At 65.5% G+C, this 15,202-nt stretch carries 17 protein-coding genes; 9 read left to right on the top strand and 8 right to left on the bottom strand.

All coding sequences use genetic code 11. The annotated features are described in order from the left end of the window. Window positions 1-98 precede the first annotated feature (98 nt). Both DW2_RS04495 and DW2_RS04490 read right to left on the bottom strand, forming a co-directional pair. Window positions 99-1,073 carry a TAXI family TRAP transporter solute-binding subunit gene (locus DW2_RS04495; RefSeq protein WP_038144135.1) on the bottom strand — a complete coding sequence of 325 codons (975 nt, stop codon included), beginning with the start codon at window positions 1,071-1,073 and terminating at the stop codon, window positions 99-101. Window positions 1,074-1,122: 49 nt separating this feature from the next. Beyond that, window positions 1,123-1,986, bottom strand: coding sequence for a MurR/RpiR family transcriptional regulator (locus tag DW2_RS04490; protein WP_238321262.1), 864 nt, complete (start codon window positions 1,984-1,986; stop codon window positions 1,123-1,125). 140 nt (window positions 1,987-2,126) lie between these two features. On the opposite strand from DW2_RS04490, the gene DW2_RS04485 reads away from it, so the two are divergent. Next, complete coding sequence (locus DW2_RS04485) at window positions 2,127-3,449, top strand: aspartate aminotransferase family protein (RefSeq protein ID WP_038144134.1); 1,323 nt, start codon at window positions 2,127-2,129, stop codon at window positions 3,447-3,449. After that, window positions 3,446-4,264 carry a 3-keto-5-aminohexanoate cleavage protein gene (locus DW2_RS04480; RefSeq protein ID WP_081874851.1) on the top strand — a complete coding sequence of 273 codons (819 nt, stop codon included), beginning with the start codon at window positions 3,446-3,448 and terminating at the stop codon, window positions 4,262-4,264. The genes DW2_RS04485 and DW2_RS04480 overlap by 4 nt, the downstream gene beginning before the upstream one ends. On the opposite strand, the gene DW2_RS04475 is transcribed toward DW2_RS04480, so the two are convergent. From DW2_RS04475 to DW2_RS04455, 5 genes are read right to left on the bottom strand one after another with little or no spacing between them, the layout of a single operon-like run. After that, window positions 4,195-5,616, bottom strand: a complete 1,422-nt coding sequence (locus tag DW2_RS04475) for a dihydrolipoyl dehydrogenase (RefSeq protein WP_038144133.1) — start codon at window positions 5,614-5,616, stop codon at window positions 4,195-4,197. The two genes, DW2_RS04480 and DW2_RS04475, sit on opposite strands and share 70 nt — an antisense overlap. Window positions 5,617-5,646: 30 nt before the next feature. After that, the gene (locus DW2_RS04470; RefSeq protein WP_051855409.1) at window positions 5,647-6,387 is read right to left on the bottom strand and encodes a glycosyltransferase family 2 protein; all 741 of its coding nucleotides are present in this window, start codon (window positions 6,385-6,387) and stop codon (window positions 5,647-5,649) included. Then, on the bottom strand, window positions 6,384-6,959 hold the full coding sequence (locus DW2_RS04465; protein WP_038144132.1) for a DedA family protein: 576 nt from the start codon (window positions 6,957-6,959) through the stop codon (window positions 6,384-6,386). The genes DW2_RS04470 and DW2_RS04465 overlap by 4 nt, the downstream gene beginning before the upstream one ends. A gap of 7 nt (window positions 6,960-6,966) precedes the next feature. Then, window positions 6,967-8,103 carry a ceramide glucosyltransferase gene (locus DW2_RS04460; RefSeq protein WP_038144131.1) on the bottom strand — a complete coding sequence of 379 codons (1,137 nt, stop codon included), beginning with the start codon at window positions 8,101-8,103 and terminating at the stop codon, window positions 6,967-6,969. Next, on the bottom strand, window positions 8,100-8,921 hold the full coding sequence (locus DW2_RS04455) for a UDP-2,3-diacylglucosamine diphosphatase (RefSeq protein ID WP_038144129.1): 822 nt from the start codon (window positions 8,919-8,921) through the stop codon (window positions 8,100-8,102). Before DW2_RS04455 ends, DW2_RS04460 begins: the two co-directional genes overlap by 4 nt. A 328-nt stretch (window positions 8,922-9,249) precedes the next feature. Here DW2_RS04455 and uraH point away from each other — a divergent pair, with 328 nt between their 5' ends. The 7 genes from uraH (at window position 9,250) to DW2_RS04420 (ending at window position 14,577) form a co-directional block, all read left to right on the top strand. Further along, window positions 9,250-9,606, top strand: coding sequence for a hydroxyisourate hydrolase (uraH, locus tag DW2_RS04450; protein ID WP_038144127.1), 357 nt, complete (start codon window positions 9,250-9,252; stop codon window positions 9,604-9,606). A 139-nt stretch (window positions 9,607-9,745) separates the two neighbouring features. Next, complete coding sequence (locus DW2_RS04445; protein ID WP_051855406.1) at window positions 9,746-11,026, top strand: urate hydroxylase PuuD; 1,281 nt, start codon at window positions 9,746-9,748, stop codon at window positions 11,024-11,026. 146 nt (window positions 11,027-11,172) lie between these two features. Continuing rightward, a complete protein-coding gene (locus tag DW2_RS04440) occupies window positions 11,173-11,802 on the top strand; it encodes an ATP-dependent Clp protease proteolytic subunit (protein WP_038144125.1) in 630 nt (209 codons plus the stop codon). A gap of 115 nt (window positions 11,803-11,917) precedes the next feature. Continuing rightward, window positions 11,918-13,183, top strand: a complete 1,266-nt coding sequence (gene clpX / locus DW2_RS04435) for an ATP-dependent Clp protease ATP-binding subunit ClpX (protein ID WP_038144123.1) — start codon at window positions 11,918-11,920, stop codon at window positions 13,181-13,183. Window positions 13,184-13,311: 128 nt separating this feature from the next. Continuing rightward, entirely contained in the window at window positions 13,312-13,686 is a 375-nt protein-coding gene (locus DW2_RS04430; protein WP_038144121.1) for an NADH:ubiquinone oxidoreductase subunit NDUFA12, read from the top strand. A 22-nt stretch (window positions 13,687-13,708) separates the two neighbouring features. Then, entirely contained in the window at window positions 13,709-14,167 is a 459-nt protein-coding gene (mlaD, locus tag DW2_RS04425) for an outer membrane lipid asymmetry maintenance protein MlaD (protein ID WP_038144119.1), read from the top strand. Further along, window positions 14,164-14,577, top strand: coding sequence for a DUF2155 domain-containing protein (locus tag DW2_RS04420; protein ID WP_051855404.1), 414 nt, complete (start codon window positions 14,164-14,166; stop codon window positions 14,575-14,577). Before mlaD ends, DW2_RS04420 begins: the two co-directional genes overlap by 4 nt. Here DW2_RS04420 and aat read toward each other — a convergent pair. Continuing rightward, on the bottom strand, window positions 14,541-15,179 hold the full coding sequence (aat, locus tag DW2_RS04415; RefSeq protein ID WP_038144457.1) for a leucyl/phenylalanyl-tRNA--protein transferase: 639 nt from the start codon (window positions 15,177-15,179) through the stop codon (window positions 14,541-14,543). The genes DW2_RS04420 and aat overlap by 37 nt on opposite strands. Window positions 15,180-15,202 lie beyond the last annotated feature (23 nt).

The following is a 15,202-nucleotide window of genomic DNA, read 5'->3' as shown; positions in this document are numbered from 1 at the left end:
TTGCGGCCCGCGGGCCGTCCGCTTGTTGCGGTTTAGTATAGTTGGAAAAACAAAATGGGCGGGCACGAATCCACGCGCCCGCCCCAGTTATGCGCGGCTTATTTGATCCAGCCGCGTTCTTTGTAGTACTTCAGCGCGCCCGGGTGGATCGGGGCGGAGAGGCCCTTGGTGACCATCTCTTCCGGCGTCAGATGCGCGAAGGCCGGGTGAAGCTTCTTGAACTCGTCGAAGTTGTCGAAGACCGACTTGACGAGCGCATAGACCACGTTGTCGGGCACGTCGGCCGAGGTCACCAGCGTCGCGCGCACACCGAAGGTGTTCACGTCATCGGGGTTGCCGCGATACATGCCGCCCGGGATCACGGCCTTGGCGTAATAGGGGTTGTCGGCGACGAGCTTGTCGACGGCGTCACCAGTCACGTTGACCAGCGTGGCGTCACACGACGTCGTGGCTTCCTGGATCGAGCCCGAGGGGTGACCCACGGTGTAGACCATCGCGTCGATCTGGTTGTCGCACAGCGCCTTGGACTGCTCTGCGGCCTTCAGCTCGGTCGCGAGCGCGAAGTCGCTGCTTTTCCAGCCCATCGCGTCCATCAGCACTTCCATCGTGCCGCGCTGGCCCGAGCCGGGGTTGCCGATGTTGACGCGCTTGCCCTTGAGGTCGGAGAAGTTCTTGATACCGCTATCGGCGCGGGCGACGACCGTGAAGGGCTCCGGGTGGATCGAGAACACCGCGCGCAGTTTCTCGAACGGCCCCTTGTCGGAGAACTTCGAGTCGCCCTTGTAGGCGTGGTACTGCCAGTCCGACTGCGCGATGCCGAAATCCAGCTCGCCGTCGCGGATGGTGTTGATGTTGTAGACCGAGCCGCCCGTCGATTCGACCGAGCAGCGCACGCCGAATTCCTTGCGGTTCTTGTTCATCAGACGGCAGATCGCGCCGCCGGTCGGGTAGTAGACGCCCGTGACGCCGCCGGTGCCGATGGTGATGAAGGTTTCGTCCTTCGCCTGCGCGGCCGGGGCTGCAAGAGCGCCCACCACTGCGGCGGCAAGGCCGAGTTTGAAGAGTTTTTTCATGTTTGACTCCCGTTGGTCGTTTGGGTCTTGGTTTACGGTGACGCCTCGGTCAGCGCGCGAAGACTTCCTCGAGAAGCCTGTTGCGCCTTTCGACCTCGGCGATCCGTTCGGTGGCGCGGGGACCCGCGCGTTTCGCCACCAACGCCAGGATCGCTTCAAGCAGAAACAGCGTGGCGACGTAACTCGTGTAGAAATGCGGACTGTCGGTCGGGACGATGAAGCTCGCATCCGCCGCGTGCAGCGCCGGACAGCTCCGGCTGTCGGTGATCAGCGCAACATAGGCGCCTTGCTCATGGGCGTGGATCGCGCCGCGGATCGAGGAGCGGGCGAAAGGCGGCTTGGTGATGACCAGAACCGCGTCGCGCTCGTCGAGCCCCGCAAGCGTCGCCCCGAGCGACGAACCGGCCCGCGCGCCGATCTCCCAGTTGTCGCCGAAGAAATTGGCGATATAGGCCGTGTATTCGGCGATGCCGGTCGAGCCGAGCGCTCCGAGCAGAACGACCCGCCGGGCCTTGGCCAGCCGGTCGGCGACCGCCTCGAGCTGACCCGGTTCGATCGAGCCCGCAAGCGCCGCGATATTCTCCTGGCATGCCCCGGCATAGCGGGAGAGGAAGCTCTCATGGGTGTCGAGCGTGTCGTTCTGGAGCCGGTCGGCGCGGTCGGCGAAGGGCAGCATGCGGCGTCCGATCTGGCCGCGCATCACTTCGCGCAATTCCTCGAAATTGTCGTAGCCGAGCGCGTGTGCGAGACGGGTGAAGGTTGCGGGCGCGAGTTTGGCTTCGCTTGCGAGCGTCCTGAGCGACCGCGTGGCAATGCTCATGGGATTGTCGGCAATATAGTCGCCAGCCTCGCGCAGGCGCGTGCTGAGGCTGCCATATTGCGCGGCCAACCGCTGTTCGAAGCTATCGGTCAATTCCCCTCCCCAGGTACAATCACCACTCATCGCGTCGAGGTGAGCGTTTCATCTGTTTCATATGTTGTCAATCAATAAAACATATGTTTCATGGTTGTTCAGCGATCCTCACGCTTTCTTGTCCCGAAGGAGGGGCCGACATGAGCCACGTATTCCCCCGCCACACGAAGTCCAATCTGCCCTTGGCGGCAAAGGGGGATGGCGCCTATATCCTCGACGCGAACGGCAAGCGTTACCTGGATGGATCGGGCGGCGCGGCGGTCTCGTGCCTTGGCCATTCTGACGCGGACGTGATCGCGGCGATCAAGGAACAGCTCGACCGGATCGCCTTCGCGCATACGAGTTTCTTCACCTCCGAGCCGGCCGAGCGACTGGCCGACCGGCTCATCGCTCACGCTCCGGGGAGCCTCGACCGGGTCTATTTCACGTCCGGGGGATCGGAGGCCGTCGAGTCGGCGCTGAAGATGGCGCGGCAGTATTTCCTCGAGAAAGGCGAGCCGAAACGCGCCCGTTTCATCGCCCGGCGCCAGAGCTATCACGGCAACACGCTGGGCGCGCTCGGGACCGGCGGCAACGCCTGGCGGCGCGCGCAGTTCGAGCCGCTGATGGTCGAGACCAGCCATATCGCGCCCTGCCACGAATATCGCTGGCGCGAAGAGGGGGAAACCTCCGAGGATTACGGCCTGCGGGTCGCGAACGAGCTTGAAGAGGAGATCCTGCGCCTCGGCCCGGAAACCGTGATCGGCTTCGTGGCCGAACCGGTCGTCGGCGCGACGATGGGTGCGGTGCCGCCCGTTCCGGGCTATTTCAAGCGCATCCGCGAGATCTGCGACAAATACGGCATCCTGCTGATCCTCGACGAGGTGATGTGCGGCATGGGCCGGACCGGCACGCTCTTTGCCTGCGAACAGGACGGCATCGCGCCCGACATCGTGACCATCGCGAAAGGTCTGGGCGCCGGGTATCAGCCGATCGGCGCGGCGCTCTGCACCGCAGAGATCTACGACGCCTTCGTTCAGGGTTCGGGCTTCTTCCAGCACGGCCACACCTATATCGGCCACCCGACCGCGACCGCCGCCGGCGATGCGGTGGTGAAGAAACTGACCGAGGGCGGTATGGTGGCGCGCGCCGCGCAACAGGGCGAGAAGCTCGACGCGGCGCTGCGCGAAGCCTTCGGCGCGCACCCCCATATCGGCGATATCCGCGGGCGCGGCATGTTCCGCGGGCTCGAGATCGTCGAGGACCGCGCGACCAAGGCGCCCTTCGATCCGGCCCGCGCGATCCACAAGAAGCTCAAGGCCGCCAGTTTCGAGGCGGGGCTGATCTGCTACCCGATGGGCGGCACGATCGACGGCCAGACGGGCGATCACATCCTGCTCGCGCCGCCCTTCATCATCAGCGACGATCAGATCGGCGAACTCGTCGACAAGCTGGGCACCGCGGTGCGGACTGTCCTGGGATGAACCTGCCGCGCATCATGGTGGCTCCGAACGGAGCCACGAAGACCAAGGCCGACCATCCCGCGCTGCCTATCACGCTTGACGAGATCACCGAAACCGCGCGGGCCTGCCGCGCGGCGGGGGCCGGGGCGCTGCATCTGCACCTGCGCGACGACGCGGGCGGGCATCTTCTCGACAGCGGTGCCTATCGCGAGGCGCTGGCCCATCTGCGCCCGCGCCTGGGCGACATGGCGGTGCAGGTCACGACCGAGGCTTCGGGCCGCTACGCGCCCGGGCACCAGCGCTATGTGGCGCTGCAGTCGGGTGCGGATATGGTGTCCGTTTCCACCCGCGAGATGCTGCGCGACGAGGCGCGGCTCGCCACCCGTTTCTATGAAGAGGCGGAGGAGCGGGGCATCGCGGTCCAGCATATCCTCTATACTCGCGAGGATGCCGAGGCGCTGGCGCAGGTTCTGCCCGCGCGGCTCTTTCGCAGCCCCACGCTGCAGCTGATCTTCGTGATGGGGCGCTATATCGAGGGGCAGGTCTCGACGCCCGCGATGTTGTCGCCCTTCCGCGACTGGATGCGCGACGAGGCGATCACGCCCGACTGGGCGATCTGCGCCTTCGGTCAGGGCGAGACCGCCTGTCTGCGCGCCGCGCTCGAGGCCGGCGGCAAGGTTCGCGTCGGTTTCGAGAACTCGCTGGTGATGGAAGACGGACGGCCCGCACGCGACAATGCGGAACGCGTCGCCGCGATCGCCGCGCTTCAGTCGAGCGCGGGATGCCCGGTTTCGGGACAGTCGGCCAGATCCGAGCGGTTGGCATCGGGCAGCTGACGGGCGATCTCGCGCAGCGCACCGCGCACCCCTTCCTCCGTCACCGGATGGTAGAAGGGCATCGCGAGCATCTGGTGCGCGGTCAGTCCTGACTGGATCGCCAGCCCGAGAAGATGCGCGAAATGCTCGCCCTCGGGCAAAGCCAGCTCGGCCCCGAGCAGCTTGCCGCCGCGCCGCTCGGCATAGATCCGGACCAGACCATGTGCTTTCTCGGCCATCCGCGCGCGGGGCTGGTGCGAGAAATCGAAAGAACCGATCAGGATTTCCTGCCCCTCGAGGTCCTTGAAACCCTGTCCGATCCGCGCCGCATTGGGCGAGGAGAAGACGATGCCGAGCGAGGTCCGGCGGCAATAGGCGCGCGGGGTCTCGGCCAGCGCATTGCGGCCCGCGATATGGCCCTCGTCGGCGGCCTCGTGCAGGATCGGCCGGATGCCGTTCGCGTCGCCCGCCATGAAAACCGGGAGATCGCCGATCTGGGTTGTCGCGGGATCGACCGGGGGCATGCCGCGTTCATCGAGTTCAACCCCGAGTGTCTCGAGCCCGAGCCCGGCGATATTCTGCCGGCGCCCCATCGCGGCCAGAACCGCATCGGCCTCGAAGGCGGCGCCGTCGCCCCCCGTCACCCGCAGGCCGGTCTCCGTCTCGGTGATCTCGGCATTCGCGCCCAGATGCAGCGGCAGATCGGCCTCGACCCGCGCACGCATCACCTTGGCGACCTCCGGGTCGCTCACCCCGGCCACGGTCTCGAGCGCGTCGAAGCCCTCGACCTCGATCCCGAGCCTTGCCATCGCCTGGGCAAGCTCCACCCCGATCGCCCCCATGCCGATCACGGCGATGCGGCGGGGCAGGTCGGGCAGTTCGAACAGGCTGTCGGTGGTCAGGATCCGGTTGCCGAAACGATCCCACGGTTTCGGGACGACGGGCGAGGAGCCGGTGGCAAGGATGATCGCATCGGCGGTCATCTCGCCCATGCCTTCGATCTCGACCCGGTTCGGCCCGAGCAGACGGGCGCGCGCGGAGATCGCCTTCTCGCCAAGCTCCTCGGGGATCGAGCGCGGCGAACGGACGAAATTGTCGCGCATCCGGCGTATGCGGGCCATCACCGAGGGGATGTCGATCGCCAGCCCCTCGGCCCCGGTGATCCCGAACTGCGCGAAATCGTGACGGCGATGAAAGGCGTTGGCGGCCTCGATCATCACCTTGGAGGGCATGCAGCCGCGCGCGGCACAGGTCGTGCCCCAGTCGCCTGCATTGATGATGCGGAAATCCTCGATTCCCCGGCGCACTTCGCGCAGCGCGGAAATTCCTGCCGATCCGGAGCCGATGATGATGACGCGGGTGTGCTGAGCCATGGAGCCTCCGGAGATTTTACGAGCAACGTTCTAGCGCGGGGCGTGTTCCGTCCCGCCGGTCATGTCGGGCGCGGGCGGAAGGACGCGCAGGTTTCGCATCGCCAGGATCTGGGCGAGGGCGTGGTGCGGCGCGATGGTGCGGAAGATGTCGCGCATCATCTTCGCATCGGCCGCCACCCCCTTGCGCCAGTTGCCGAGCTTGGCCGATTTCATCGGGCTGTCCACCCCGGGCCATGCGACCACGGCGATGCGCGCGGCATGTTCGATCCAGAGCCGGTTCATGAAAACCTCGAGCCCGAACCGCGGCAGCGCGTGCAATTCGTCGAGACGTGCGGCCAGCATGTCACGCGGCAGAACCCGCTCGCCCGAGATGTAATCGAGCCCGATCGCCCGCCAGGTGCGTGGCGCATTGCGGCGCAGGCTGATCGAGACATCCGAATGGCCTGCCGCGACCGGCGCGATCAGGGCCCCCAGATCGCGATGCGTCAGCCCGAGCAGGTCGCTGTCGAGCAGCAGGAGATGGCTTCCGCGGGCCTCCGCGATGCCGCTGGCGACGGCGCGGGTCTTGCCGCCGTTGCGGCTCTGGCGGAGCACGCGCAGATGGTCGTTCCGGTCGAGATACATCTCGGCGATCTCGGCGGTCCCGTCGCTCGAGCCGTCATCGATCACCACCACCTCCGAGATCTGGGGATGGTCGATCACCCGGTCGAGCACCGCCCCGATGCGCGGCGCCTCGTTATAGGCGGGAATGATGCAGCTGACCTTGGTCATCCTTTGCGACTCCTGCGGCGAAAATACCAGATCGCGAGCGCGACGAGAATTGCGCCCAGCAGGATCAGCGAAATCCGCGTAATCCAGCTGTCGATGCGCCCGTAATAGGAGCCCAGCTCATAGCCGAGCCCCGCGAAGATGAGCGATTTCGGCACGGTCGCGAGCAGATTGGTGAACATGAACACCCAAATGTTCATTCGCGCGACCCCTGCGGCCACGAGAACCGGGCCGCCGGCCGAATGGGTCCATTTTCCGAACAGAAGCGTGCGCACGCCCTTGTTCTGGAAATGCCGCCCCGTGCTGACGAGCCGCGCCCGGTTGAGTCCGAACTTGTCGCGCCAGCGCTTGGGCAGCCGGTGCAGTCCCCAGCGACCCAAGGCGTAGAGCCCCATGTCCCCGACAAGATCCGCGACGATCACGGTGACCACGACCGACCACAGGCTGAACAGGTTCTGGCTCGCGAGCCAGGCCGCGATCACGGTGACGATCGGCCCTTCGAGGACCGCGATCGGGGCGACGACCGCGAGCCCGTGCTTCGCCATGAGGGCGGTGACGGTTTCCAGTCCGATCATCGCGGGATCACTCGGCGGCCGGCAGGTCGCGGCTTACCTCGCGGTGGGACATGTCGTTGCCGCGCCAGGTGAAATCGCGCCCGAACCAGGTCGCCACCCAAAGCGCGGGCAGGAGGGCGTCGCGGAGGATGAAGGCCAGAAGGTCGCGCAAAGAGGCGGGCCAGTGCGCGCGGCGCGCGAGCATCAGTTCGACCCCGTACCAGACGAGGACGAGGGCCGGAAGGGCGAGCCAGGGCAGGGCCCCGAGCGCCGCGAGAAGGACCGCCGCGACGAAGGGGAAGAGCGGGCCTTGCGCGGCTTCGGCGATGAAGATCAGCGGGAAACCGTCCCGGCGCACCTTCGACCAGCGCAACTGGCGGTCCCAGACTGCACGGGCCGAGCGCTTGCCGATCGGCTGGGCAAAGAGATGGCGCGTGATCCGGACCTTGAGGCCCTGGGCGCGCACGAGCTTCGTCGAGGCGACGTCCTCGGCCATGTTGCGCCCGAGCGCGGCGAAACCGCCGCCCGCTTCGAGAATGTCGCGACGCCAGAACAGCGACTTGCCCTGCGCGAACCCGAAGCCGAGCATATCGGCCGTCACCTGCCAGCGCGCCTGGTTGGAGTTGAGGAAGGCCGCTTCGACCGCGCCCCAGAAATTCGCGGGGGTCTCGCCGACCGGCGGGGCCGAGACGAGACCGGTGCCGGGGCGCCATTCGGCCAGGAGCCGTTGCAGGTAGTCGCGCGGCAGCATCAGGTTGCTGTCCGCCATGGCAAGCCACTCAGCCTGCGTTGCGGCAAGCCCCTTGTGCAGGTTGTTGAGCTTCGGATTGGCAGACACCGCATCGAGCCCGGTCAGCAGGCGCGCGCGCACATCGGGGCGGGTCTCGATCAGGCGGCGCACGAGGGCGCAGGCCGGGTCGTCCTCGGAGGGCGCGCAGAAGAGGATCTCGTAATCGGGATAGTCGAGGTCGAAGGTCGAGCCGAGCGTCTCCTCGTCGAACGGATCCAGGCCGCAGACCGGTCGCAGCACCGCCACGAAGGGCCGATCGGCCGGCGCGCGGCGTGCGGGGAGGGACTGCCGCCACGCGGTCAGGGCGGAGCTGATCAAATGCGCCGCCAGTGTGAAACCGAGGATACCGAACAGAAAGCTCGTCAAAATCGTCATGCACGTACCTTTGCCACCGCAGGCGCAGCGGAGGTGGCCCCGACGGGCGCCGACGCGGGCGCGGCGCTCCATTGAAGCAGTTGCAGCGCCCCGGAGTGATCTTCGGCCAAGGCGGTCAGACTGTCCACCCAGTCGCCGCAATTGGCATAGGTCAGCCCGTCGCTCTCGCGCAGGGCGGGCTTGTGGGAATGGCCGCAGACGATGCCGTCCACCTGTGCGGCCTCGGCCATCGCGATCAAGCGGCGCTCGTAGCCGCTCCCGCGCGCGATGATGTGGTTGATGCCCGCGATCGCGAGCTGGATCAGGCTGCGCTCGGTTTCCGTGCGGTTGAGCCGGCGGCGCAGCCAGGCATCGAGACCGCGAAACAGCGCGTCCATCCGGCTGCCGAAGCGGGTCATCGCGTGCCAGCGCAGGATGCGCGCGTCGCATTGATCGCCATGCAGCACCAGGTAGCGTTGGCCGTCCGCGCCGACATGGGTCACGATCTCGGCCAGTTCGAAATTGAGGAAGTTCATTCCCGGCGCGCGCATTGGTGCGTCATGGTTGCCCGGCAGGTAGACGACGCGCGTCCCGGTCTCGGCATGCGCCTCGAGGGTTTCGATGATCTCGCTGTGGCGGTCGTCCCATTGCACGGTGCCGCCGTGCCAGAGATCGAAGATGTCGCCCACGAGATAGATCGTCTCGGCCTCGATGCCGCGCAGAAATTCGAGAATTGGCGCGGGGTTGCAGCCGCGCGAACCGAGATGGAAATCGGACAGGAACAGGCTGCGGAAGCGTTGGCGTGCCGGGGAGCGGGGAGGGGGGGCGTCTCGGGTCATGGCGCGGCTCCGGTCATCTCGAGTTTCGCAAGCCGCAATGGGCGCGGGCGGGCATTGCGGGAAGGGCCGGGCTGCAACGCTCGCCGAAGCTGAGAATATGTGCCATGGCTGCTCTTCACCTGTTCGTTCCCCGTTGCGATGGGCCTGTGAGGTGACGCCTGCGTGACGCCTCCATGAAACTGTTGTGTCAGCTAGATCATTGGCCACCGGGATCAACCGAAACGCGCCCGAAGGAAAAGCAATTTGTGGTGAGTGTACTCGATCTTGCGGTGCCCGTACACGGTTTGCATAGTGATGCCACAGGATCTGGATGAAAAGGCGGCAACCGATGACAGGATATCTGACGACCCATGTGCTCGACACGGCGCGCGGTTGCCCGGCGGAGGGGCTGCGGATCACGCTCTTCGCGATCGAGGGGGGAGCGCGGCGGCAGATCGCTCAGGCTGTCACAAATGCCGATGGCCGCGCCGACGGGCCGATTCTGCCCGCTTCCGAGTTCCATCCGGGCCGCTTCGAGCTGGTCTTCGCCGCGGGAGATTACCTGCGGGCCAGCGGCCTCGAGGCGGAGGAGCCGCTCTTTCTCGACGAGATCCCGATCCGCTTCGGGATGAGCGATCCCCAGGCGCATTACCATGTGCCGCTCCTGCTCTCGCCCTACGGCTACTCGACCTATCGCGGAAGCTGAGGTCGCGCCGCTCCGGCCGCGCAGCGGGACTGCGCGGAATTTGAGCGTCTGGACAAAAATCATCCTCTCCATGCGCGCGGTCGCTTGCGCTCGGACGAGGCTTGGGGAAGGCTGAGCCGAAACGAGCGGGGGATGACGGATGGACTACACGTTCTGGCTGGAATGGGCGCAATTCGCGGTGCGCTGGCTGCACGTGATCGCGGCGATCGCCTGGATCGGTTCGTCCTTCTACTTCATCGCGCTCGATCTGGGGCTGGTGCCGGAGCCCGGCGCGCCGAAGGGCGTGCACGGGGCGGCCTGGCAGGTCCATGGCGGCGGATTCTATCACATCCAGAAATACCTCGTCGCACCCGAGCGGATGCCCGACCAGCTCACCTGGTTCAAATGGGAAAGCTATGTCACCTGGCTCTCGGGCTTCGCGATGCTCGTCGTGCTCTACTGGAGCCAGGCGCAATTCTACCTGATCGACCCGCGGGTGATGAACCTGCCGGTCTGGGGCGCGATCCTGATTTCGGTGGGCTCGCTGGCCGTGGGTTGGATCCTCTACGACCTGATCTGCAAGTCGCGCTTCGGCGAGGACAACACGCGGCTGATGCTGGGGCTCTACGTGATCCTCGTCGCGATGGCCTGGGGCTACACGCAGGTGTTCTCGGGGCGCGCGGCGCTTCTGCATCTGGGCGCCTTCACCGCGACGATCATGACCGCGAACGTGTTCCTCATCATCATCCCGAACCAGAAGATCGTGGTGGCCGACCTGGTCGCGGGCCGCACGCCCGATCCGAAATACGGAAAGATCGCCAAGCAGCGCTCGACCCATAACAACTACCTGACGCTGCCCGTGATCTTCCTGATGCTGTCGAACCACTATCCGCTGGCCTTCGCGAGCGCATATAACTGGCTGATCGCATCGCTCGTCTTCCTGATGGGGGTGACGATTCGGCATTTCTTCAACACGCATCACGCCCACAAGGGAAAGCCGTGGTGGACGTGGGGCGCGACGGCGGCGCTGTTTCTCGCGATCATCTGGCTCTCCTCGATCCCGAAAGCCGATTTGGGCGGCGATGAGGACGGCACCGCGATGCTGACGCCCTTCGAGCAGCGCTTCGCACAGGCGCCCGGTTTCGATGACGTCCAGGATATCGTGATGGGACGCTGCTCGATGTGTCACGCCAGCGAGCCCGGTTTCGACGGGATCGGCCAGGCGCCGAAGGGCATCCATCTCGAAACCCCGCGCGAGATCGCGGCGGCCGCGCGCCAGATCTATGTGCAAGCGGGGCTCACCGACGCGATGCCGCCCGCGAACCTGAGCTACATGGAGCCGCAGGAGCGCGCGGCGATCCGGGCGTGGTTCCGTGCAGGCGAGGCGGGCGAGCGGATGCAGGCCGCGGCGGAGAGCGCGGGCGACGGGGCGTCGGGTTGATCCGCGCCGCGCAATTGACGCCACGCCCAGCTCCCCTGTGTTGCAGCGATTGACCGGACGCCCTTGAAGCTCCCGAGCGGCGTCACTAAGACTTCTGTAAAGAACCGAGGATATGGAATTCCCATAAGCGCAAGAAGGGCACCGAGATGAAAGATCCCCACGACCTTTACATGAACACGCTGGTGCCGATGGTTGTCGAGCAGACCTCGCGCGGCGAACGCGCCTACGACATCTATTCGCGCCTGCTCAAGGAACGCATCATCTTCCTCTCGGGGCCGGTGCATGACGGCATGTCGACGCTGATCTGCGCGCAGCTGCTGTTCCTCGAGGCGGAGAACCCGAAGAAAGAGATCGCGATGTATATCAACTCGCCGGGCGGCGTGGTGACGTCCGGTCTGTCGATCTACGACACGATGCAATACATCAAGCCGAAGGTCTCGACGCTGGTGATCGGGCAGGCCGCCTCGATGGGCTCGCTGCTGCTGACCGCGGGCGAGAAGGGGATGCGTTTCTCGCTCCCGAACAGCCGCGTGATGGTCCACCAGCCCTCCGGCGGCTATCAGGGGCAGGCGACCGACATCATGATCCATGCCCGCGAGACCGAGAAGCTCAAGCGGCGCCTGAACGAGATCTACGTCAAGCATACCGGCAACGATTACGAGACGGTCGAGGCCGCGCTCGAGCGCGACAACTTCATGTCGGCCGAGGATGCGAAGGAGTGGGGGCTGATCGACGAGATCCTCGAGAGCCGCGCCCCCGGCGAGGGCGAAAAGTGATCCTCCGGCCCATGGCCGGGGTGATTTTGACATTGAGGTGACGATTGGCCTGTCCTAGTCTCAAGGGGACAGGCCAATTCACAGCCGGGGCAGAGCCCGGCAGCAGAGGTATTAGATGGCGAACTCGAACGGCTCCGACAGCAAGAACACGCTCTACTGCTCGTTCTGCGGCAAAAGCCAGCATGAGGTCCGCAAGCTGATCGCGGGCCCGACCGTGTTCATCTGCGACGAATGCGTCGAGCTGTGCATGGATATCATCCGCGAGGAAACGAAATCGGCCGGCCTCAAATCCACCGATGGCGTGCCGACCCCGCGCGATATCTGCAAGGTGCTCGACGATTACGTGATCGGGCAGGAACATGCCAAGCGCGTGCTCTCGGTCGCGGTGCACAACCACTACAAGCGTCTGAACCACGGCACGAAGACGGATATCGAACTGGCGAAGTCGAACATCCTGCTGATCGGCCCGACGGGCTGCGGCAAGACGCTTCTGGCGCAGACGCTGGCGCGCATCCTCGACGTGCCCTTCACGATGGCGGACGCCACGACGCTGACCGAGGCCGGTTATGTGGGCGAGGATGTCGAGAACATCATCCTCAAGCTCCTGCAGGCATCCGAATACAATGTCGAGCGGGCGCAGCGCGGCATCGTCTATATCGACGAGGTCGACAAGATCACCCGCAAGTCCGACAATCCCTCGATCACCCGCGACGTCTCGGGCGAGGGGGTGCAGCAGGCGCTCCTGAAGATCATGGAGGGCACCGTGGCCTCCGTGCCGCCGCAGGGCGGGCGCAAGCATCCGCAACAGGAATTCCTGCAGGTCGACACGACCAATATCCTCTTCATCTGCGGCGGCGCCTTCGCCGGCCTCGACCGCATCATCGCGCAGCGCAACAAGGGCTCCGCGATGGGCTTCGGCGCCGATGTGAAGGATGACGACGATCGCGGCGTGGGCGAGATCTTCAAGGAGCTCGAGCCCGAGGATCTGCTGAAATTCGGCCTGATCCCGGAATTCGTCGGGCGTCTGCCGGTGATCGCGACGCTGACCGATCTCGACGCGGATGCGCTCGTGACTATCCTGACCGAGCCGAAGAACGCCCTGGTCAAGCAGTATCAGCGCCTGTTCGAGATCGAGGGCGTGCAGCTCAGCTTCACCGAGGAGGCCCTGCGGGCGATCGCCAAGAAAGCGATCGAGCGCAAGACCGGCGCGCGCGGGCTCCGCTCGATCATGGAGGACATCCTGCTCGACACGATGTTCGAACTGCCGGGCATGGACGATGTCGAAGAGGTCGTGGTGAACGAGGAAGCCGTGACCCAGTCGGAGGCGAAACCGCTTCTGATCTATGCCGAGGCGAAGAAAGAGGGCAAGTCGGCGGGCTGACCCCGCGCGACAGACCGGAATGCGAAGGGCGGGCGCAGGCTCGCCCTTTCGATTTTTGCCTCCGCCGCCACTGGACCTTCACGCGTCAACGGATATAACTGGCCTGACGCATTGCGGAGGTTGTCCCCATGAAATTCCTTCTTCGGCTTCTCACCTGGTGGAACGGTCAGACGCTCGGAACCCAGCTCTTCACCGCGCGAAAGGGCGTGAAGGTCGGCGAGGACGATCAGGGCAACATCTACTACCGCACCCGCGACGGCAAGAAACGCTGGGTGATCTATAACGGCGAGAGCGAAGCGAGCCGGATCCCGCCGGACTGGCATGGCTGGATCCACTTCACCTATGACGAGCCGCCGACCGAGATGCCGCTGCTCCACAAACCGTGGGAAAAACCGCATCACCCGAACTTCACCGGCACCGAGGCCGCCTATGTGCCGCCGGGCTCGATCCGACTCGCCCATCCGGTGGCGCGTCGCGATTACGAAGCCTGGCAGCCGGAATGATCCGCTCCGGCGGAATCGCGAGATGAACGAGAATCGCGTCGAGGTCCTGACCGGGGCGATGGTGCTTCTGGTGGCGCTCGGTTTCCTGGTCTGGGCCGGGCGTGGGCTCGGGATCGGCCCGGAAGGTGGCTCCTATCCGCTTCACGCCTCCTTCCGCTCGATCGGCGGCGTGGTTCCGGGCACGGATGTGCGGCTCGCCGGTGTCAAGGTCGGCACCGTCACCGACGTGAAGCTCAACCCGAAGACCTTCTTCGCCGATACCACGATCTCCGTGCGCGAGGGGGTGACGCTGCCCGAGGATACGGTGATCGCGGTGACCCAGGACGGGCTCCTCGGCTCCAATTTCATCGAGCTCATTCCCGGCGGCGCGCTCGATGATCTCAAGCCCGGCGACGAGATACTCGACACGCAAAGCGCCGTCTCGGTGCTCAACCTGATGCTCAAATTCGCCGGAGGAAACGGCGAAGGGGGAAGCCAATGATCCGCGCGCTCGCACTCATGCTGGCGCTTCTGCCGACCGCTCTGGCGGCGCAGGACCTGCAGTCCAACATCACGCCTGACGACCAGATCCCCCCCGATGAGCCGACACAGGGCCTCGCGGACGGGACCGGGGCGACGCTGCGCGGGCTCGACAAGGTCTCGGGCACCGCATCCGACATCACCCTCGCGGTCGGCCAGAGCGTCGATTACGGCTTCATCACGATCACGCTGCGCGAATGCCGCTACCCGGCGGACGACCCGTCCTCGGATGCCTATGCCTTCGTCACGGTCACCGAGAAGGGCAAGCCCAAGCCGGATTTCTCGGGCTGGATGATCGCATCGAGCCCTGCGCTCTCGGCGCTCGATCACCCGCGCTATGACGTCTGGGCCATTCGCTGCAAGAGCGACTGAGGGTCGGGCGTCTCGGGCGCCGCGAAATCGCCGCGCTCATGCAGGGCTTGCGCGAGCCGTGCGCGATATTCGAGCCGCGGGATCTCGATCGCGCCCATCCGTGCCAGATGCGGCGTGATATATTGCGTGTCGAAGAGCGAGAACCCGCCCTGCCGCAGCCGGTCCACTAGGTAGGCGAGCGCGGTCTTCGAAGCATCGGTTCGCCTCGAGAACATGCTCTCCCCGAAGAAGGCGCCGCCCAGAGTGATGCCGAAGATGCCGCCCGCCAATGCACCGTCCTGCCAGACCTCGAGACTATGGGCGAAACCCGCAGCATGCAGCTCGTCATAGAGGTCGAAGAGCGGTCCGTTGATCCAGGTCTCGTCGCGATCCGCGCAACCCTCGACCACGCCCCGAAAATCGCGGTCGATCGAGATACTGTAATTCCCGCGCCGGATATTCTTCGCCAAAGAGCGCGAAATGTGGAAATTCTCCAAGGGAACGATTCCGCGCCGCGCCGGGTCGAACCAGTGCAGCTCCGGGTTTTCGCGGCTTTCGGCCATCGGAAAGATGCCTTGGGCATAACCTGCCAGCAGAAGTCGCGCGCTCAACCGGTCCGTCATTTTCTTGCCCGCATTTTCCCCTA

The sequence above is a fragment of the Thioclava atlantica genome, assembly GCF_000737065.1.
GTDB classification, from domain to species: domain Bacteria; phylum Pseudomonadota; class Alphaproteobacteria; order Rhodobacterales; family Rhodobacteraceae; genus Thioclava; species Thioclava atlantica.
This window is presented reverse-complemented; position numbering and strand designations above follow the sequence as displayed.

Excerpts from the sequence above, each read along its gene's own strand:
- DW2_RS04495 (WP_038144135.1), bottom strand. The coding sequence starts at position 1,073 with ATGAAAAAACTCTTCAAACTCGGCCTTGCCGCCGCAGTGGTGGGCGCT.
- DW2_RS04485 (WP_038144134.1), top strand. The coding sequence starts at position 2,127 with ATGAGCCACGTATTCCCCCGCCACACGAAGTCCAATCTGCCCTTGGCG.
- DW2_RS04480 (WP_081874851.1), top strand. The coding sequence starts at position 3,446 with ATGAACCTGCCGCGCATCATGGTGGCTCCGAACGGAGCCACGAAGACC.
- DW2_RS04475 (WP_038144133.1), bottom strand. The coding sequence starts at position 5,616 with ATGGCTCAGCACACCCGCGTCATCATCATCGGCTCCGGATCGGCAGGA.
- DW2_RS04470 (WP_051855409.1), bottom strand. The coding sequence starts at position 6,387 with ATGACCAAGGTCAGCTGCATCATTCCCGCCTATAACGAGGCGCCGCGC.
- DW2_RS04465 (WP_038144132.1), bottom strand. The coding sequence starts at position 6,959 with ATGATCGGACTGGAAACCGTCACCGCCCTCATGGCGAAGCACGGGCTC.
- DW2_RS04460 (WP_038144131.1), bottom strand. The coding sequence starts at position 8,103 with ATGACGATTTTGACGAGCTTTCTGTTCGGTATCCTCGGTTTCACACTG.
- DW2_RS04455 (WP_038144129.1), bottom strand. The coding sequence starts at position 8,921 with ATGACCCGAGACGCCCCCCCTCCCCGCTCCCCGGCACGCCAACGCTTC.
- uraH (WP_038144127.1), top strand. The coding sequence starts at position 9,250 with ATGACAGGATATCTGACGACCCATGTGCTCGACACGGCGCGCGGTTGC.
- DW2_RS04445 (WP_051855406.1), top strand. The coding sequence starts at position 9,746 with ATGGACTACACGTTCTGGCTGGAATGGGCGCAATTCGCGGTGCGCTGG.
- DW2_RS04440 (WP_038144125.1), top strand. The coding sequence starts at position 11,173 with ATGAAAGATCCCCACGACCTTTACATGAACACGCTGGTGCCGATGGTT.
- clpX (WP_038144123.1), top strand. The coding sequence starts at position 11,918 with ATGGCGAACTCGAACGGCTCCGACAGCAAGAACACGCTCTACTGCTCG.
- DW2_RS04430 (WP_038144121.1), top strand. The coding sequence starts at position 13,312 with ATGAAATTCCTTCTTCGGCTTCTCACCTGGTGGAACGGTCAGACGCTC.
- mlaD (WP_038144119.1), top strand. The coding sequence starts at position 13,709 with ATGAACGAGAATCGCGTCGAGGTCCTGACCGGGGCGATGGTGCTTCTG.
- DW2_RS04420 (WP_051855404.1), top strand. The coding sequence starts at position 14,164 with ATGATCCGCGCGCTCGCACTCATGCTGGCGCTTCTGCCGACCGCTCTG.
- aat (WP_038144457.1), bottom strand. The coding sequence starts at position 15,179 with ATGACGGACCGGTTGAGCGCGCGACTTCTGCTGGCAGGTTATGCCCAA.